The following is a 19,662-nucleotide window of genomic DNA, read 5'->3' on the forward strand; positions in this document are numbered from 1 at the left end:
AAAATATTTTATTTTATTAAAATATACTATAATTATTGAATAAGAAATGAATGATGAATCAGTTAATTCCCTGGTGATTTTTTGAAATGGAAGAAAATTGGAGATATCCTAATAGTTGATGATAAGTTCAGCGGCAGTGAAAATGATTTCGAGTCCATTGCCTCTAAACATAATGTAAAGTCAATTGTTAAGATTGATAGTATTGAAGGGCAAAAAAGAGAACCTACAATTAGTCTTCTTTATGGAAACGATACTGAAACAATTCACAAGGAAAACGGATGCTTATTCAATTTAGACCTATCTAAAGTGATGTGGGCAAAAGGCAATAACAATGAGAGACTCAGAATAGCTAAATTGGTTAAAGATGGTGAAACTGTAGTGGACATGTTTGCAGGTATTGGCTATTTTTCAATTCCTATTGGTGTTCACAGTCAAGCGAAACAGATTTACTCAATTGAGATCAATCCTAATTCCTATCATTTCCTTAAGAGAAACATTGAATTAAACAGAATCAATGAAAAGGCTAATTATGATAGGATGATTCCAATTTTAGGGGACTGTGCTATAGAAGCTCCTAAATATTCTGCCGACCGTGTGTTGATGGGATATGTTAAAACAACTCATCACTTCTTAAGGCCTGCAATGGAATGTGTCAAGGATGGTGGAATAATCCATTATCATGAAACTGTTCCTGATAAGCTAATTGAAACCCGTCCATATGAGCGAGTGAAAGAGATTGCTTGGGAATGTGGAGAAAGAGAAGTTGAAGTATTGAACATTCAAAGGATCAAAAGGTATGCTCCTGGTGTAGAGCATATAGTCCTTGATGCAAGGATTAATTAAAAGATTTATAAAAAAATTATATTAAAAGAGTATATTAAAAAATTATATATATTCAAAGAAAAATATTATGATTAGTTTATATTTAAAAGAGTTATTGTGTTTAAAAGTATTCTAAGGAAGGATTATCATGATTGAAACTGATGTATTGGTAATTGGTGCTGGACCTGCAGGCTCTTCCGCTGCAAGATTTGCAGCTAAAGGAGGTGCAAAAGTAATCCTTATGGATAAAAAATCTGAAATCGGATTTCCTAAAAGATGTGCTGAAGGGGTTTCAAAGAAGATTTTTGATAAATTAGACCTTGAAATGGATCCTCATTGGGTTACTAATGAAATCAGTGGTGTAAGATTTGTTGCTCCTGATGGAACAGATATTTGGTTAAGTGAAGACCAAATCGATTTGCCTGATGCAGGGTATGTGCTTGAACGTAAGGTATTCGATAAGCATATGGCGGCAGAAGCTGCAAGGGAAGGAGCAGAAATCAGAATCAAGACCCAAGCAAAAGGCCTTGAAAGAGAGGAAGATGGAACATTCATTGTCACTTGTGAATCAATGGGTGAAACCTATGATATTCATGCTAAAATCATCATTGGAGCAGATGGTCCTGAGTCCCATGTAGCCAAATGGGCAGGATTAAATGCTATCATAAAGCCACAGCATATGGTTGCTGGTGTGCAATATGAAATGTGCAATGCCAAAATGAAAAGAAATGATTATCTTGAGTTCTATTTCGGCAGTGTAGCTCCTGGAGGATACTTTTGGCTATTCCCTAAAGGAGGGGATGTTGTAAATGCTGGCCTTGGAATCATTACAAACATGGCTCGAAAATCAGCTTATGAATACCTTGTTGATGCAGTGGACAACTGTTATGCAACCCAAGAGGCTCAAGCAGTTGAATTGAATGCTGGTGGAGACCCTGTGGGGGGTCTTGTCAAGGAAATGTACGGTGACAACATCATGCTTGTAGGGGATGCTGCAAGTCAAGTGAATCCTTTGACTGGTGGCGGAATCACAAATGGTATGTTAGGTGGCAGATTTGCTGGTGAAGTTGCAGTAGAAGCCTTAGAGGCAGGGGACTGTTCCAGTAATTTCCTTAAGAAGTATGAAGAGCTCTATTTGGATGAAATGGGTGCTGAAATGCAAAAATACACTAAAGTCACTGAGTATCTATGGACTTTAGATGATGATGACATCAATAAGATTGCTCATAAATTCAAGGAAATGGAATTTGAAAAGCTAACTACAACAGATATCGTTAAGGTGGTTATCAAAGCAGATCCAAAATCACTTTTAAAATTAGGTAGAATATTTTTATAGATTTAAAATTAAATAAAATTCGAAGAGATTGTTTTTCAATCTCTTAAATAATTATTATTAGAAGAGATTAGCTATGGTCTATCTCTTCTTGTGCTCTTTTTGTTTTTTCCAGTAAATCTGGATTTTCAATATATTTTTCGTTTATGTATTTTTCATATATTGCCAATCTCTCTTTTAATTCGTATCCTGCATCATTGGTTAGTTTTTCTAACTTTTCAAGAGTTGGCCATGGAGATGATGGATTTACATAATCTTCACTAAGTGGAGATACTCCTCCCCAATCGTCAGTGCCGCAGAGAAGGAATATTTGGCTTGTTTCATAGTTTAAGTTAGGTGGCACTTGAACTGAAACATCTTCATCGAAAAGCAATTGTGCAGCTGCAACGGTTCTAACCATATCCAAAAGACTTGGCTCTTCATAATTTTCCATTTCGATTCCAGGGCTTACGGTAAAGTTTTGAATGATTACCTCTTGGATGTGACCATACTTATCACAAAGCTCTTTTATTTTAAGCAATGAATCAGCTATTTCTTCCTTTGTTTCACCGATTCCAATAAGTATTCCAGTTGTATATGCAATATTTAGCTTTCCAGCATTTTCAATTGTTTCAAGACGTATTTTAGGATTTTTTCCAGGACTTTTCTCGTGAGCTATTGTATTCATCAATCTTTCAGATGAACTTTCCAACATCATTCCCATTGAGATATTGCACTCCTTAAGCATTTTCATATCTTCATATGAGAAGTTTCCTGCATTTGTATGTGGAAGAAGCTCAGTCTCTTCAACGGTCATTTTGCAGATGTCATAGATGTATTCGCACATGTTTTTAAAGCCTAATTTATCCAGCTTTGCTTTAACTGCCTCTTCGGTGTCTGCATCTTCACCCATTGTAAACAATGCTTCTTTGCAGCCATACTTTTCAGCTTCCCTTAAGGTAGCCAATACCTCTTGCCTTTCGAGCAATATGATTGCATCAGGGTCATCTGGGCTTTGCTTGAATGCACAGTATCCACAATCATTTCTGCATATCTTTGTAAGTGGAATGAACACATTTTTAGAGTATGTGACATAATTGTGTTCTCTTTTAGAGTTTGCTAAAGACATGATTTCAAGTATGTCCTCTTTTTTGCATTCCAAAATAGCTATTAAGTCGTCACGACTGAGATTTTCAAAATCAATATTGGATATATTAGACATTTTACACCTATTTTTGAAGATGATTTATATTTATTTTATTTTAGTTTTATTTCTATTTCTATATCATTATTCTTCAATTTCATCTCTTTCAGTGGCAGTCACTTCAACATACATTGGGCCAAATCCAGATTTGTCTTTCCAGATAGCAACAAAAGTTCCTACATTAGGCATCAAGAATAGCTTGTATTCAACATGCAATCCCATAGCTTCCAATTGCTCTTTCATTTTGAGCAATCCTCCGCTATCTGGTGCTACACCACCATCTTCACCATCTCTAATGTAAGAATCCACTTTCTCTACAAATTCATTACCTTCATCTGATAAGACATCAACCTCTTTAGCCTTGAGAATATCTTCAAGTTCTCCCAATTTAGTTTCCATTTCATTAATTTCGATTGGGTCACGGCTTATTCCTCTTACGATAACAACATGTTCCCCATGAAATGCAGGTCTGGAACCTTTAAATGCATTGAAATGTCCTATAATTTTCCCTGTAGTTTTTAATAATACGTCTGACATAAAATCACTTTATTATTCAAAATATTTTTTTAATAACTTTTTAATTATCTTTTTAATTATTTTTTATAAAAAATATATAGTTATTTTTAATTTAGATAGTATATAAATTTTACAAAATAGGGTTGTGTTTTCAAATGAAATTGATTTCATAAGAATTATATAAAAAAATATATAAAATAAACATAGAAAGCATATTTGCTAAAAATTATATTAGTTTTCAAAATTAATTTGAATTTTCTTATATAATAACATTTTTATAGACGATTTTACTAATTTTATTCAATTAAAGTGATTCTATGAATAAACATTCAGGATGGGGCTCAAAGCTAACATTTGTATTTGCAATGATGGGTGCTACAATAGGTATTGGGAATATTTGGCGTTTTAGTTATGTATTTTACAATAATGGAGGAGGATCCTTTTTCATTCCATATTTCATTGCAATTGTTGTAATGGGAATTCCATTTTTAATTTTAGAATACGGATTGGGATTCCAATTTAAAGAGAGCTTTTCAAAGCTTTTGCATGATACCAATCCAAAATTTGAGATAATCGCTTGGATGTTAGTAATATTTGTTTTCATCGTTGCAATTTACTATATGGTTATTCTAAGCTGGGATTTCATATATTTCCTGAATAGTTTTACATTTGGATGGGGAACTTATCCATCCAGCTTTTTCACATCAAGCGTCGGAGGATCTTCTGATTTGATGGGTATAGGATCTATAATATTGCCTACCTTTTTCGGATGTATAATATTATGGGCTTTATTTTGGTTTGTTTCAAACAATGATGTTGATAAGGGTATTGGTTTGATATCAAAGATTTTAATGCCATTGCTTTTCATTATAATGTCAGTGATTCTTCTTTACTCATTAACCTTGCCCGGATTCGATTTAGGGTTGAAAACCTTGTTTACTCCAAACTGGAATATGCTTTTGGACATAAATATATGGCTTGCAGCATTTGCTCAAATAGTGTTCTCTTTAAGTATGGGGGAAGCTATTGCCTATACATATGCATCTTACTTATCTGAAGAAACAAGATTGATTGACAATGTGCTTATGGTAGTTGTAGCCAATTCCATTTATGAGATATTTGTAGGATTGGGAATATTTTCCATTTTAGGGTACATGTCTGTAACACATTCAATTCCTATAACTGAACTGATTACTGAAGGGACAAGCCTAATCTTTGTTGTTCTTCCGGAAATTTTTGATGTAATGGGTCCTGTTGGAAGAATTATGGCGCCATTGCTGTTCTTATCAGTATTATTTGCAGGTTTCACTTCATCATTGGCATTAGTTGAACCATTATTGTCCTCACTTTGTGAAAAACTTGGCTGGTCTCGTAAAAAAGGAGTTACTGTTTTAGTTATCATAGCATGTTTCGGATCATTGCTATTTTCAACTGGAATTAGCAGTTATTTAGTTGAAGTAACTGATACTTTTGTCAATGAATTCGGATTTTTGATTTTAATAGCATTGCAGGCAATAATATTCACTTGGTATTTTGATATAGATGAAATAATTCCTGTTTTAAATAAGAATTCCTCTATTAAAGTTGGGAAGAAATGGAAATTCACCCTTAAGTATATTCTTCCATTAATGTTGATTATCATGTGGATTATTGGTGTAGCTCAATTGATCTATGAAGTGGATTTATTTAAGTTAGGAATATATCTTTTGATTTCTGTGATTGTATTAGGATTTTCAATATTTTTCGTTAAGGTCAGACCTAATGGTCAAGATTCTAAAGAATAATAATCATGATTATTTTCATTAAAAATAGTTTTTTAATGCCCTATCAAAAATTATATTAGCACTAATTTTCATAATATATTCATTAATTATTTTGGAAATGATATTATGGAAAATTTTGAAAATCAAAAATTCTGTCAATCCTGTGCTATGCCTATGACTGAAGAGCTTTTTGGAACCAATGCAGATGGATCAAAAAATGAGGATTACTGCATCTACTGCTTTAAAGATGGCGAATTCACTTCTGACATGACTATGGAAGAGATGATGAATTTCTGCATTGAAAAGATGGTTGAAGTTCATCCTGAAATCGATAAGTCAGAAGCTTCTAAAATGATGAATGAGGTTTTCCCTCAATTGAAAAGATGGTCAAAAGATTAAATTATTTATCCATAATACATGGTATTTGGATATTTAATTTGAATTTCATTAACAATTTTTGCTTCTTCTGATTTAGCAAAAATAAAAGAAACATATGCTATTGCTAATGAGCTTAAGATTGATAATAAGCTTATAAGTAAAATAGTGTTCATAATTTTTCCTCCAATTTTTTTAGAATAAATAATTCTGCTTACTCTTTTATCTATTAAAAGGATTATATAAAGTCTTTCGAATGTAAGCACTTACTTGCATCTTTAAATTATGAAAATGAGGGGGAAAAGTTTTTTTAATAAATTAGTTAATAAAATTATTTTAATAAAGTTATTATACTAAATTATTGAAAAAAATTAATTTAATAAACCTTATATTGACTAGGTCTATTAAATATTAAAAATAGTTCATATTTTTATTATCTTATTTTTTTAATATTAAATTAAGCAAATAAGCAATATTTGCATCTGTGTTTAAAAAGAAAAAATAAAAGTTTAAAATTAAGTTAAAAACTTAATGGAAACTTCTTATTATAAATTAAGTTCTTCTTTAAGAGAACCTAAAGTAGAAACTTTTTCTGCATAAGCATTGTGCCTGTGAATACTTTCATGGTTTTCTTGTCTTGTAGTGATTAAAGTGTCATCAGGCAAGTATGAAAACTCTTCAATGATCTTTTCATTCATTGTTCTGACACAATCCTCTACAAATACAGGATTCTTATGAGCACGCATTACAACTGCATTTTCATCAGGACGTTTTAAAAGCTCTGAAATTGGGGAACTCATAGAGGATTCAATGATTTCAATCAATTTTTCACCATCGATGTATTCCTTTTCAGGAACTTCTATTAAGATTGTTCCTACTCCTCTTTGGTTGTGAGAAGCGAAAGTAACAGTGTCCAATACTTTTTCGCAGGTTTCTTCATCTAAGAATTTTAATAAGTTGCTTTTATCCACTTCTCTTACAGATTCTTGTGCACATGGGCAGACAGTCATTCCAATAACTTCAGCACCGATAGCTTTTCTAATGGTGATGGTTCCATCATCTTCACGGATACCAACAGCATTAGCTATTAATTTAGCCATTTCTTGGGATCTGTTGTCAGTTACTGGGGATTCTTTCATGAACATGTAGTCACTAATCATGTTCACTTCAACACGTTTAGCGTATTCATGCTTTTCAAGCATCCTGTTTACGATATCTGCACAAAGTGATTCAACACCTCCGGATGCACCTTTAGCAACTTCATCAACAACTTCACTGATAGCTTCAGGAGTTCTAGACATATGTGTACCTTTTTGAGTGCTTGGTAAATCTACAAAAGCATCAAAAGTAGGTAGTAATATGATTGGTCTTTTTTCTTTCCTTTTAAGAGTTAAAAGTTTTTTGACGCCAGTAACACCTACTCTACTTAAGTGAATAGGGATACGTGGTTCATCATCTTGTGTGTCTGGGAGACAAACTACCATTTTTGTTTACCTTCTTTAGTTTATTAAAAATAAATATTATTTTTTTATTACAATAATTTTTACAATTAACGATTGTTTTTTAATTTTTATAATAAAATAAATAGTTTTTATTTTCTATATTTAAAATAATATAATTGTATGTTTATATATTTTTTGTATAAATCTTTAATATAATTTTCTATAATAAAATGGTTTTTTAAGGCTATTTGATTAATTCGTTAGTGATAATAGCTTAAAAATATTACCTTTTAAAAAATACTTATTACATTTTTTTTTAAAAGAAGTTAATTAAAAATTAAAAAAAGATTAAAATAGAAATTTTTTTAAAGAGTGAAAAAAAGTTTAATAATAATTAATTAATTTCATAATTATAAAAAAGGGGTTTAATTATAAAAATTATTTAATTATTATTATCTAAAATTTAAATGAACTTAAAAAGTTTAGAGGATACTAGCTGATCCAATATCTTCTTTTACAATGTTAAGTACAGTTTGTGTAATTGTTTTTTCAATACAACCTGATTTAAGCAATTCTTTAAGGAATTTGTCTAACTCATCGGTATCTTTAAATTTTGCAATTACAATAGCATCATATTGTCCGGTAACGTCATAGAGGCCAACAACGTTTTTGTTGTTTGAGATTTCTGCTTCCCAAGCTTCTAATTCTTGACCTTTTACGTTTACGCCAATGATACTGGTAAGTGCATAACCTAATTTCTTATGGTTTAATACTGGCGCGAATTTTTCGATTACTCCAGATTTAAGCATTTTGTCGATACGATTGTGTACAGTTCCTACGGAAATTCCTAAATCACGTGATATTTGCCTGTATGAAATTCTAACATCATCATTGATGATCTTTAAAATTTTAATATCAGTTTCGTCTAATTTGATTATTTCATCGTTCTTTTTTGCACACATGATTTCACTTTCTTAGTTTTTCTTGCATTGCAATTTTTAAAGGGGTTTTAAAAATCATTGCAATTTAAGTTTCGTGTTAAAAGTTTATATTAAGTATAACAATATTAACTTTGTTATAATTTATATATAAAACTTTTCTTATTTTTCTTATTTTTTTCTAATTTTTGATTAATTTAATTCTTATTTGCTTATATTATTTTTTATTAAATATTTTTAAATTAAAGTATATTTAAAATATTTAAAGTTTATTTTACTAATTTATTGTTCGTAATTTTAAATTTTAGAATGATTATTTTAATATAATCGTCTAATCTTCCATTAAATCAATTTTAAGTTAATATCCTTTTTTAGAATACTTAATTAAGTATAGTTTCACTTTTTATTACTTTTTTTTATTACTTTTTTTTATTACTTTTTTTTTATTACTTTTTTTTTATTACTTTTTTTTTATTACTTTTTTTTATTTGCTTAATTCCTTGATAATATTCATCAGTTCCTTATTGCTTGAATTGGTTTTTATTCCAAGAGGACTGTAATGAGTTTTCACAGCAATGAATCCTTCCTCTTTAAGTTTATCGAATACCTTGTCAAACTTTGGGGCGCTGATCTTTAATGCTCTACATACTTTATGAATATCATAGAATGTGCTTGGTGCATTTGCCTCTGCCTTACAGGAATTCAATAGCTTTAAGACCTTCTCCTTTTGGTTAAGATCCTTTTCTTCAGCAATTTCAATCATAGAATCAATGAATTCCTCATTTTGAATAGGCCCCAACCACATTGGCCCAGCTGATATCAATTTTTCACCGCATTCTGGACAGAATTCTGGAATGCTTGATGCAAGGCCTTTGTGCTCGCTTCTATATAGGCAATGATTACAATGTGCAATATATCCAATGTTTTTCAATGATTCGTCAGTAGCTTTGGATCCTTTTCTTACCTTAAGGTAGGTTCTCATGTAATGCTCACTGCTATGTGACATCTTCACTTCTATGTATTTTTGATATTTTGCAAGGGTGAGTGCAGCAAATCCAATGAGAATCCTTATGCCGTTTTCATGGCAATATTCACTTTTGTATGGTTGCGCATTATATTTTCTAATGCAAGGTTCTTCATATGTTCCACAAAGGCAGGAAGTGTCTGTTGCTGTTAAGCAAAGCAGGGAATCTCTCTTTAGATTGTATCCTGCAGAGTCTACAAATGGTGAAGGAGTCCCAAATGGGTCAATGTCAATAACATCGAATCTCCCCATATTGCTTCTCAATTCGTTATTCGCTTCCTTTTGGTCTATTTCAACTTCAACTTCGTTGAGTTCTGCATTGATTCTGGTAAATTCGTTGGCAAGTGGGCTGATGTCATTTATTGAAACATCTCCAACTCCATCTATTTCCTTTTTATAGCGAATTCCTCTTATTCCACTTCCACCAAATAAATCGCAAATGTTTATTTCCCTATCAACTTCCCTTTGGTATGCCTGAAGTGCAAGGATGGAATTGTCTCTATTGAATTCCATTCTAGGATTATAAAAAACGGGAGCATCAGATGAAACCTTATCAAAATCAGGGAATTTTATTTGAACATTACCCTCTTCGATGATTTTCAATTCATCTTCACTATACTCCCTTATTTCAGTGTTGTAGTTATTTTGATAATTGTTATTTTGATTATTTTCCATAATATTGTTCCTTGTTGTTTTTGATATTTAATTAATATTTATTTTTTATTTTATTTAAATAAGTTTAAGAATTTTAAGTAAAACTAATATAAGATTAGAAATAAATAGTCTATCATAAACTATTTAACTACAAAATATTGAAAATTGATATTTCAATTAATTTTAAAAGTTTTAAATTTATTTCTTTTAAATTTATTAAATAATTTTTTTTATTCATTTAGGTGAAAATATGGCAGATATTAAAGTTTCAATAGCTAGTCCTGTTATTGAAGAAGAAGAAATTAATGCAGTAATTGATGTAATGAAATCTGGTATGATTGCACAAGGACCAAAAGTAATTGAATTTGAAGAAGAATTTGCAAAATATGTAGGGGCAAAGTATGGAATTGCAACCAATTCCGGAACTTCTGCATTGCATGTAGCACTTTTAGCAGCTGGAATTGGCGAAGGGGATGAAGTGATTACAACTCCATTCACATTTGCAGCTACTGGAAACTCCATTTTATATACTGGTGCTCGTCCTGTATTTGTTGATATAGATCCTGAAACCTTTACAATTGATCCTGCAAAGATTGAAGAAGCAATCACTGACAAGACTAAAGCAATTATGCCTGTTCAATTATATGGTCAAGCTGCAGATATGGAACCTATTATGAAAATTGCAAAAGAGCATGACTTGATTGTCATTGAAGATGCAGCACAAGCTCACGGTGCTGAATACAACGGTGTTAAAGTAGGAAATCTTGGAGACATGGCTTGTTTCAGTTTCTATCCTACCAAAAACATGACCACCAGTGAAGGTGGTATGATCACCACAAACAATGAGGAATTTGCAGAAAATGCAAAAGTCTTCAGAGCCCATGGTTCTGCTACAAAATATCATCATGATGTTTTAGGTTATAACTTCAGAATGACTGACATTGCTGCAGCTATTGGTTTAGAACAGCTTAAAAAAATAGATTCCTTTAATGAAAAGAGAATTGCAAATGCAAAATGTCTCGATGAAGGATTAGCTGATATAGATTCTATTGAAACCCCTATTGTAAAGGATGGCTGCAAACATGTTTACCACCAATACACAATTAAAATAAAAGATGGAAAAAGAGATGAATTTTCTGATTATTTAATTGAAAATGGTATTGGAAATGGAATTTACTACCCAATTCCTCTTTATAATCAAGTTCTTTATAAGGAAATGGGTTATGACCAAGCTCTTCCAGTTACTGATGAAATAGTTGAAGAAGTTTTATCCCTTCCTATTCATGCAAAACTTAGTCAAGAAGACTTGGATTATATTATCAAAACAATTAAAGAATTCTTTTAAATAATTTCTTTAATTTTTCTTTTTCTTTTTTTATTTTCACATTCTATTTTTTACAGATTTCACTTTTTCTTCTAATGTCCTGTTTTCCTTATCTCTTCTGTCATCTATTTTTAAAACAGTATAAACCCTTGGAACTCCCATTTTAAAAACAGCTTCCTGAACTTTTCCGCAAACTTCATATAACTCTTTAAGATTATCTGATTCAATTTGAGTTCCCATAGCTGTTATTTGATAGTTCAAGCCACTTTTCTCAATTATCTGAGCTGCTTTTGCAACATATTTGCCAACACCGGACTCTTCAATTCCCATAGGTATAATACATAAATCTGCTGTAATCATAGTTTACTTTTTATACTTTGTATGATATAAAATTTAATAGAAAAACTTTTTTTAAGAAAATTTAAAGTATTTTGTTTTTAATTTTTAAGTGGTATTATGAGCATAAAAAAAGAAGAGTTCAATGAAAAGATTTTCACCAGAATCAATGATTTGATTAATGACTATGAATTGATCAAAGAGGGTGAAAAAATAGCTATTGCATTGTCTGGAGGTAAAGACAGTGTCTTGACTCTTTATGCACTTAAAAATTATCAAGACATTTGCGGATTTGATTTTGAACTTGTAGCAATTTCCGTTGATGAAGGGATTGAAGGCTATCGCCAACATGGAATTGATGCAGCAGTGAACAATGCAAAACTGTTGGATATTCCTCTTATTCAAAAATCCTTTAAGGTTGAGGAAGGATTTGCATTGGATGACATCTATTCTTATTTTAAAAGCGCTTGCATTCCATGTGGTGTATTTAGAAGAAATATATTAAATAAAACAGCTTATGAAATTGGAGCTGACAAAATAGCTACTGGGCATAATCTTGATGATGAGATTCAGTCATTCTTAATGAGCTTTTCAAGAGGAGATACAGTTAAGTTCTCTAAATTCGGTCCAGAGCTTGATCAGATTCATGAAAAGTTGGTTCCAAGAATAAAGCCATTATGGAATACTCCTGAAAAGGAGGTTGGCATGTGGGCTATTCTCAATGGAATTGAGATTCATTTGGATGAATGTCCTTATTCTAATCTTTCCTTAAGGGCTAAAATAAAAGAGTTTTTAAACAATACAGAATCAAAACATCCTGGAACTAAAGAGAATGTTTTGGAATCATTCAAGGAGATTCTGGATGTAGAGAATATTAGAACAGTTCTGAACGAATGTGAAAGATGTGGTGAGCCAACATCAGCTAAGATTTGTAAAGCTTGTGAAATCAAGGATATTGTTGAAAATGAGCAAAATAAATAATTAAAAATTTTTCAAATTAGGAATATAAAAATAAAAAATTAATATTATATTCTTCCCATCATTCTACAACAAGTAAATGACATATATGCTATGTATAGAATAAGCAATACTATTCCTTCTTTTTTGTTGATTTCATTTTGAGTATAGGCAAACGCTGCAAAAACAATAGTTGCTACGGTCATGAAAAGGATACCATACAACCAGTCCCCTAATGGGATTGGCACCTTTAAGTTACAGATACCTAAAATGAATAATATATTAAAAACGCTTGATCCAAGTACATTACCTATGACAAGACCATCTTCCCCTTTTTTAAATGCATTTACAGATGTTATAAGTTCAGGTAGGGAAGTACCTATTGCTATTATTGTAAATCCGATTACACCATTTTCTAATTCTAATGCACTTGCAATTGCTTTGGGATTATCCCCAACAAGAAAACTACCAATTATAATTCCAATCAGACCTATTGCTGTGTAAAGGATCGCTTTTTTCATAGGGAGTTCAATTTCACCTTCTTTTGCCATCTCTTCTTTATCTTTTCTTGCTTCCATGACAAGAAAAATCACATAAGCGAAGATTATTATCAAGAAAATTATCCCAATTGGCTGTTTTAATTCCCCACAGCACATAGCTATTAAAAATAAGCCTAATGTTGCGATGATTAGGAATGGAAAATCTCTTTTAATTATATCTTTTTTAACAGTTAAGCTTCCAATAAATGTAGAAATACCAATGACTGCTAAAATGTTGAAGATATTACTTCCTATAATATTGCCTACAATATCTGCGGTATTATTATTTGAAACCATTGTTAGGGATGTAGAGATTTCAGGAGCACTTGTACCAAATGCCACTATGGTTAATCCAACAATTACAGCAGATATCTTTAAATTATATGCAACATTGCTTGCACCATCTACAAATATGTCTGCACTTTTAACTATGATTGCTAATCCTAAAATAAGTAAAAAAATTTCTGTTATTGGGAGCATTTCCAATTCTCCTAATCTTCTTTATTTTAAAGTATAGTTGTTATAATATTAATAACTTGCCGAATTTAACTATAATTTATGAAAATAAGTTTTATTTCATCATAAACGAACAAAATAAATCTTGTCAAAAAAAAGAAAAAGAAATTAAAAATTAATTTCTTATAATGACAAATGCCATATAGAGTATGAATAAGGCAACTAATACTGCCCCTTCTTTTTTATCCACTTCATTTTTACTATAAGCGAATATAGCACCTATTATTGTAATTACAGTCATTAATCCAATATCAGAAATCATTTCAGGTGCTATTGGCATTGGCATAATTGCACTGCTTATACCTAAAATGAATAATATATTGAAAATGCTTGATCCAAGTACATTACCGATTACAATACCATTATCTCCTTTCTTAAGAGCTGTTACAGAAGTTACGAGTTCAGGTAATGAAGTTCCTATTGCAACAATGGTAAGACCAATGAGCACATCACTTAATCCAAATGTGCTGGCTATGAAACTTGCACCATCTACAACCAAGTCAGAACCGATTATGATACCTGCAATACCTATTATTATGTAAATGAAAGCTTTTGGAATTGAAAGTTTAACTTCAATCTCTTCAGACATAGCTTCCTTATCTTTTCTTGCTTCCTGAACAAGACGATAAACATAAGCGATAATGATAATCAAGAATATTATACCGCAGAGTCTGCTTAATTCTCCAAATATCATAGCTATTACAAGCAAACCTATTGTAGAGATGACTAAAAATGGGAAATCCCTTTTAATTAAGATTTTATCTACAGTCAAGGTTCCAAGCAATGCGGAAACACCAACTACTGCTAAAATATTGAAGATGTTACTACCTATTACGTTTCCTAAGGATATTGCATTGGTTCCTGCAAATGCGGAGGTAATTGAAACTGCAGCCTCTGGAGCACTTGTACCAAATGCCACTATTGTCAAACCTACAATGATGGTAGGTATCTTTAAGTTATATGCAACGTTACTTGCACCATCTACAAATACATCTGCACCTTTAATCAAAAGTACAAATCCGATAATAAGTAAGATAATTTGAATTAATAATTCCATCAGTTTTTCTCCTAATCCTCTTTGCTTTCAAGGTCTAATCTATTTGCATCCTCTTCGTTGACTGTTACCAAGATTTTATCGATATGATTTGCATCCATATCCACTATCTCAAAGGTAAACTTGCCTTCATGGAATATCTCACCAGTATCTGGGATTTTACCTGCATGTGAAAGGATAAATCCTGCAATGGTTGTGTATCCATCTTCAACTTCATTAGGCATTTCCTTTTCAATTTCAAATAAGTCTTTAAAGTCTTCAATAGAGAATCTGCCGTCAATTAACCATGAATTGTCTTTTCTTTCAATTGCTTTAGGATCATCTTCCTCATCGATACCTGGAATATCTCCTACGATTCCTTCAAGAAGGTCATTTAATGTAATCAATCCTGCAACACTTCCGAATTCATCTACAACAAGCACCATATGAACATATTCCCTATTTTCCTTAAACTCTTGAAGCAAGTCCATTGCAAGCATGTTTTCAGGAACAACCAATGGAGATTTAACAGTTCCCTTAATATCAACATCCTTGCCAGAGAAGATTTCACTTAGTAAGTCTTTTGCCTGAACTACACCAATGAAGTCATCTAACTCTCCTTCAGCTACAGGGAAAATGGATCTTTTACTGCTAATGATTCTTTCCTTGTTTTCTTCCAAGTCATCTTCCAAGTCTATCCAGATGATTTCACTTCTTGGTGTCATGATCATATCCACTTTTTGGTCATCTAAACGGAACACTCTTTTAATGATGTCTTCTTCCTCTTCAGCAATGGTTCCGTCTTCAATACCTTCTTCAATAAGAAGCTTGACTTCCTCTTCAGTAACAATATCCTCTTTTGGCTTGGAACCAACAATTCTAAGTGCAAGGTTGGTTGAACTGTCAAGCAATCTGACAATTGGCTTGCAGATCCATGAGCTTACTTGCATGAATTTTGCAGTTTTCAAGGAATATCCTTCAGGGTCATTCAAAGCCATTCTTTTAGGTACAATTTCACCAATCAGAATTGTGAAGTAAGTGGTTACAAGAATAACGAATATGAAGCTTAATTGGTAACTGTAAGGAATGTATGGGCTTAAGAAATTACCCATAGGTTCAGAAAAAGTAGTTCCACCAATTGCCCCTGTGATAATTGCAGTGAATGTTATACCAATCTGTACAGTGGATAAGAAGTCGCTGACATTATCCATAAATTCTAAAACAAGTGATGCTCTTTTATTCCCTTCTTCTGCGATTTTTTGCATCCTAATTCTTCTTGTGGATACAACAGCAATCTCTGCAAGGGAGAAAAGTCCATTAAGTACAATTAAAATTATTATTACTAAAATTTCAATTCCTATAATTATCGAGTCCATTTCCATTAAGTCCTTAAACAATTTATAATTTAAATTTTTTAATTAAAAAATAATTTCTCTTTATATAGTAATATGTTTCTATTTATATAAAGATTTTATTATAAGCAATATGATATTTATTAATTCTATTTATAAATTTAATGTTTTTTTAGCATTTGAATTGCATTATTTTTATAATTTGTTAATAATTTTGCTATATTTTACATAATTTTGGTAATATTTTAATGATTTTTAAAATTATCATGTGGATAAAATTTGATTATAATTCTTTCATTTTTCTATCAATTTGATTGAGGAACTTATTGTTTTTGAATTCCTCTGCAGTGCTGAACATGGAGCCCCCATAGATTTCCTCTTGCATCTTTTGAACGGCTAATGATGCCTCTTCTGCAGTTTCCACCCTTTGAAGGATTCTGCGACTTTTCACTTTGATGGTTTTTCCACAAGTGCATTTTCTTGTAGCAACTCCTTTTTTAGCGTATAAAACTCTTCCACAGTCGCATCTGAATATCAAATACATTCTTTAACCTCCAAAAATCTTCATGAAAAGTGGAATAAACACTTGTGAAGGCAAGATTATTAGAGTTGCAATGCTCACTCCAAGGTTTGTTCCAACAACTACAAGCAATATTCTAATGATATTGTTATTCCATAAGTCTCTAAAGCTTTCTATTTTTCCTAAATTGTTAATGTCCTGTTTTCTAACTCTTCTGAATTTAGCTTCTGCAAGCCCTGAGAACCATCCTGCAGCAAGCAATGGGTGAATTATGGTAAGTGGAGCAACTAATCCTCCAATTATTGCAGATTGAATTTTAGACCCGGATAAAATTGAACCTATAAAACCCATAATCATGCTGATTACAACAAATTGTACAATATCTCCCTCTATATGGATTCCATTCATCCAAGCAAGAAAAAATATCACAACAAATGAAATAGGAATTAAAGCCAAAATGATTTTAATCCAAGGGATTCCCCCTTTCTTATCCATATCATTTAGCTCTCTGTAGCTTGGAAGTGTTTCAGGGTGGTCAAGGTAATCGATTATTCCTTCCCTATGTCCTGCACCTACGACAGCTATTACTTTATCTTCTGGAATGCCTAATATTCCTTTTGCAAGGTATGCATCCCTTTCCTTAACAAGTGCAGTGTATGCTCCAGGTGAGATTTCCTTAAAGTATTCCATAGCTTGGTCAATGTTGGATTGCTCTTTAAGCTCTTCTATGTTCAATTCCTCTTCATCTGATGAGAACACTGAACCGAGAATTCCATAAATGAATTTAAGCTTTTCCCAAGTGGTCATATTGTTCAATACCCTTTGCAATGTGACGTTGATGTCTCTGTCAATGAGTGCAATTCTACAGCCAATCTCTTCTGATGCTTCAATTGCAGCGACCATTTCAGACCCTGGCTTTATGTCCACATCTTCACCAATCTTGTTTTGCATATAGGAAAGAATTGTTGTAACTAGGAAAACACCTACCTTGTTTTCCTTAATGATTTTAGTAATATGAATTGAGTCATCTTCCACGATACCGTTTCTCTCATTCATTAACCTTTGGTATCGCCCTCTATCCAATTCAATAGCCACTACATCAGGTTGGTCTTCTAAAATAGCTGCCCTTACCTCATCAGCACTATTTTGAGACACGTGTGCAGTTCCTATGATTTTTAAACATTCTCTAATCATCAGATATCCTTCTTAAATGTTTCTTTTGTTTTGTAAATTTTTTTAAAATTTATTAAAAATTTTATTTAACTATTATGTTTAATTCTTATATTAATTATATCAATTAGACTTATAAACTTTTTGAAAGTCCGATTGCAATCATTCATTGTACAATGTGATTTTCCCATCCTTATAGATTCCAACATTTTCACTAATGTTTTCCTTTACGCATAGTTTAACGTCATCTTCATATCCCAAATATGCAAGACGGCGTCCTGATTTTGATTTGATGGAAACCTTTTTAACTTTTTCCTTATCTCTGCTTGCCATAATTGCTGAAAGGGCAAATTCTGTTATTCCGGTTTCCTCTTTATAGTAATCTATATCATCGATATTTAGCTTTTCCTGTTCCTCCAGTTCCTTTTGAATCCAGAACAGTATTTCGCCTGCTGCTAAAAAGTCCTCTATTGCAAAGGTTCTTTCGAATCCTCCCATAACGATTTCAATATGCTCTTTTGCAAGCTTGCACGCTGCCTTTGCACAAGCCTTTGCATTGATGAATGATCCGATTAAAATGATTTCAGATTCCATATTTTCCAAAGTTCTTACACCGTTTGTTGTTGTAATGACTAATGAATCCTTTTCACCGCAATATTCCTTCATTTCACCTGGTGAGTTTCCAAGTTCAAACCCTTCAATTGTTCTGCCAGTTCTCTCACCTGCCAAGACAGCATCTTTCATTTCAGCTATTTTTATTGCTTCTTCTGGTGTATACACAGGATAAATTTCCTTGAATTTATCAAGAGCAATTGTAATTGTACTGCTTGCCCTTAATGCATCAACCATTATTGAAAGGTCTTTTGAGGAACCTTTTTCAAAACTTAAACTCACTTTCACTTTTTAGCCTCTATGCTTGTGTAATTAATCTCATTTATGATATAACTTTTATATTTTGTAATATATAATATTTAATAAGTAATATTATTTTGAGAAATATTTTTTTTAAATATCATTATAACATATTATTTTGAGTTATATTTTGAGGAATATTATGATTGTTGTTACAACTCCAATGTGTAGGCAAATAGTGGAATGGGCAGGATTAAAGGAATTTAAAGTGAATAAATTCCCTGATGAGGAAGAGGGTGATTTTGCCATTTTGCTTTCTGAAAGCAAAGTGGAAATGGATTCATTGGCCATTAAATTAAATACATTCAGTCAGATTAGGGAAAGCATTAAAACAGTATCCGATTGTCTTTTTGAAAAGGGTTGGATTGAAAAAGCTATTGTTGATGAAGAGATAGACGCCATTTTTAATGATTATAAAAATGATGTTAAATATGCACTATTGGATGAAGATGCCTTTAATGAAATAAGAAAGTCCAAAGAGGATAAAAAAGTGAAAGTCTATTCTGAGTTCTTAAAGGATATAGTTTCAGACATTGGAGCAGATGTGATAGATTTCACATATGATAAAAATGGAAATGATGAGGATAATGGAAATGATTCCGTATCAGATTTTGATTATTTGGTTTATCCTGATTATTTAGAGAAAGAGGTTTTAGAAAGAGAGAATCCGGACTCAAAAGACTTCAAATCAATAAAAATATCAAGCCATAACAATATTTCTAAAGATCCGATTTTAAAAGCGGAATCACGATATTCCATATTGATAAATGGGATGGAATAGTCTCGTTTAATCTAAATATTAATCCCAATATTAATCCAAACATTAATCCAAACATTAATCTAAATATTAATCCAAATAATTATTAAATAAGAAGAATATATTACTTATTAATATAATTTTTATAGATTTTTTATAATCACTGAAATTACATTTACTTAATTTATTATTCATT

Annotated in this window: 20 protein-coding genes; 7 read left to right on the top strand and 13 right to left on the bottom strand. The window is 31.6% G+C overall.

What is annotated here, in order from left to right:
• Positions 1-81 precede the first annotated feature (81 nt).
• Together IJI80_RS05105 and IJI80_RS05110 are read left to right on the top strand one after the other, a co-directional pair.
• A complete protein-coding gene (locus IJI80_RS05105; RefSeq protein WP_292788199.1) occupies positions 82-843 on the top strand; it encodes a class I SAM-dependent methyltransferase family protein in 762 nt (253 codons plus the stop codon).
• A 127-nt stretch (positions 844-970) separates the two neighbouring features.
• Complete coding sequence (locus IJI80_RS05110) at positions 971-2,158, top strand: NAD(P)/FAD-dependent oxidoreductase (RefSeq protein ID WP_292788201.1); 1,188 nt, start codon at positions 971-973, stop codon at positions 2,156-2,158.
• Between the two features lie 67 nt (positions 2,159-2,225).
• On the opposite strand, the gene cofG is transcribed toward IJI80_RS05110, so the two are convergent.
• Together cofG and IJI80_RS05120 are read right to left on the bottom strand one after the other, a co-directional pair.
• Positions 2,226-3,356 (bottom strand): 7,8-didemethyl-8-hydroxy-5-deazariboflavin synthase subunit CofG, encoded by a 1,131-nt coding sequence (gene cofG, locus IJI80_RS05115; RefSeq protein ID WP_292788204.1) that lies wholly within the window; start codon positions 3,354-3,356, stop codon positions 2,226-2,228.
• Between the two features lie 66 nt (positions 3,357-3,422).
• The gene (locus tag IJI80_RS05120; protein ID WP_292788206.1) at positions 3,423-3,875 is read right to left on the bottom strand and encodes a DUF2120 domain-containing protein; all 453 of its coding nucleotides are present in this window, start codon (positions 3,873-3,875) and stop codon (positions 3,423-3,425) included.
• Between the two features lie 296 nt (positions 3,876-4,171).
• Between IJI80_RS05120 and IJI80_RS05125 the strand changes: the two genes are divergently transcribed.
• The gene (locus tag IJI80_RS05125; protein ID WP_292788208.1) at positions 4,172-5,638 is read left to right on the top strand and encodes a sodium-dependent transporter; all 1,467 of its coding nucleotides are present in this window, start codon (positions 4,172-4,174) and stop codon (positions 5,636-5,638) included.
• Between the two features lie 105 nt (positions 5,639-5,743).
• On the top strand, positions 5,744-6,016 hold the full coding sequence (locus IJI80_RS05130) for a zinc ribbon domain-containing protein (RefSeq protein ID WP_292788209.1): 273 nt from the start codon (positions 5,744-5,746) through the stop codon (positions 6,014-6,016).
• A gap of 5 nt (positions 6,017-6,021) precedes the next feature.
• Here the strand turns inward: IJI80_RS05130 and IJI80_RS05135 are convergent, their stop codons facing one another.
• The 4 genes from IJI80_RS05135 to IJI80_RS05150 form a co-directional block, all read right to left on the bottom strand.
• The gene (locus IJI80_RS05135; protein WP_292788211.1) at positions 6,022-6,258 is read right to left on the bottom strand and encodes a hypothetical protein; all 237 of its coding nucleotides are present in this window, start codon (positions 6,256-6,258) and stop codon (positions 6,022-6,024) included.
• 279 nt (positions 6,259-6,537) lie between these two features.
• Positions 6,538-7,476 (bottom strand): GTP cyclohydrolase MptA, encoded by a 939-nt coding sequence (mptA, locus tag IJI80_RS05140; protein WP_292788213.1) that lies wholly within the window; start codon positions 7,474-7,476, stop codon positions 6,538-6,540.
• Positions 7,477-7,916: 440 nt separating this feature from the next.
• Positions 7,917-8,396, bottom strand: a complete 480-nt coding sequence (locus tag IJI80_RS05145) for an Lrp/AsnC family transcriptional regulator (protein ID WP_292788215.1) — start codon at positions 8,394-8,396, stop codon at positions 7,917-7,919.
• Positions 8,397-8,856: 460 nt separating this feature from the next.
• Entirely contained in the window at positions 8,857-10,071 is a 1,215-nt protein-coding gene (locus IJI80_RS05150) for a tRNA (guanine(10)-N(2))-dimethyltransferase (RefSeq protein ID WP_292788217.1), read from the bottom strand.
• A 229-nt stretch (positions 10,072-10,300) separates the two neighbouring features.
• Between IJI80_RS05150 and IJI80_RS05155 the strand changes: the two genes are divergently transcribed.
• A complete protein-coding gene (locus IJI80_RS05155) occupies positions 10,301-11,395 on the top strand; it encodes a DegT/DnrJ/EryC1/StrS family aminotransferase (protein WP_292788218.1) in 1,095 nt (364 codons plus the stop codon).
• Positions 11,396-11,431: 36 nt separating this feature from the next.
• On the opposite strand, the gene IJI80_RS05160 is transcribed toward IJI80_RS05155, so the two are convergent.
• Entirely contained in the window at positions 11,432-11,734 is a 303-nt protein-coding gene (locus IJI80_RS05160) for an MTH1187 family thiamine-binding protein (protein ID WP_292788219.1), read from the bottom strand.
• A 93-nt stretch (positions 11,735-11,827) separates the two neighbouring features.
• Between IJI80_RS05160 and IJI80_RS05165 the strand changes: the two genes are divergently transcribed.
• Positions 11,828-12,691, top strand: coding sequence for a TIGR00269 family protein (locus IJI80_RS05165; RefSeq protein ID WP_292788253.1), 864 nt, complete (start codon positions 11,828-11,830; stop codon positions 12,689-12,691).
• 44 nt (positions 12,692-12,735) lie between these two features.
• On the opposite strand, the gene IJI80_RS05170 is transcribed toward IJI80_RS05165, so the two are convergent.
• From IJI80_RS05170 to comB, 6 genes are all read right to left on the bottom strand, one after another.
• Positions 12,736-13,686 carry a calcium/sodium antiporter gene (locus IJI80_RS05170; RefSeq protein WP_292788220.1) on the bottom strand — a complete coding sequence of 317 codons (951 nt, stop codon included), beginning with the start codon at positions 13,684-13,686 and terminating at the stop codon, positions 12,736-12,738.
• 151 nt (positions 13,687-13,837) lie between these two features.
• On the bottom strand, positions 13,838-14,779 hold the full coding sequence (locus IJI80_RS05175) for a calcium/sodium antiporter (RefSeq protein WP_292788221.1): 942 nt from the start codon (positions 14,777-14,779) through the stop codon (positions 13,838-13,840).
• 11 nt (positions 14,780-14,790) lie between these two features.
• On the bottom strand, positions 14,791-16,131 hold the full coding sequence (locus IJI80_RS05180; protein WP_365953878.1) for a hemolysin family protein: 1,341 nt from the start codon (positions 16,129-16,131) through the stop codon (positions 14,791-14,793).
• A 259-nt stretch (positions 16,132-16,390) separates the two neighbouring features.
• Positions 16,391-16,651 carry a DUF1922 domain-containing protein gene (locus IJI80_RS05185; protein WP_292788225.1) on the bottom strand — a complete coding sequence of 87 codons (261 nt, stop codon included), beginning with the start codon at positions 16,649-16,651 and terminating at the stop codon, positions 16,391-16,393.
• A gap of 3 nt (positions 16,652-16,654) precedes the next feature.
• The gene (locus tag IJI80_RS05190) at positions 16,655-17,821 is read right to left on the bottom strand and encodes a TraB/GumN family protein (RefSeq protein WP_292788227.1); all 1,167 of its coding nucleotides are present in this window, start codon (positions 17,819-17,821) and stop codon (positions 16,655-16,657) included.
• Between the two features lie 138 nt (positions 17,822-17,959).
• Positions 17,960-18,697, bottom strand: a complete 738-nt coding sequence (comB, locus tag IJI80_RS05195; RefSeq protein ID WP_292788228.1) for a 2-phosphosulfolactate phosphatase — start codon at positions 18,695-18,697, stop codon at positions 17,960-17,962.
• 154 nt (positions 18,698-18,851) lie between these two features.
• Here comB and IJI80_RS05200 point away from each other — a divergent pair, with 154 nt between their 5' ends.
• A complete protein-coding gene (locus IJI80_RS05200; RefSeq protein WP_292788230.1) occupies positions 18,852-19,490 on the top strand; it encodes a hypothetical protein in 639 nt (212 codons plus the stop codon).
• The last annotated feature ends 172 nt before the right edge of the window (positions 19,491-19,662 follow it).

This window comes from Methanobrevibacter sp. (genome assembly GCF_017432245.1).
GTDB lineage: Archaea > Methanobacteriota > Methanobacteria > Methanobacteriales > Methanobacteriaceae > Methanobrevibacter.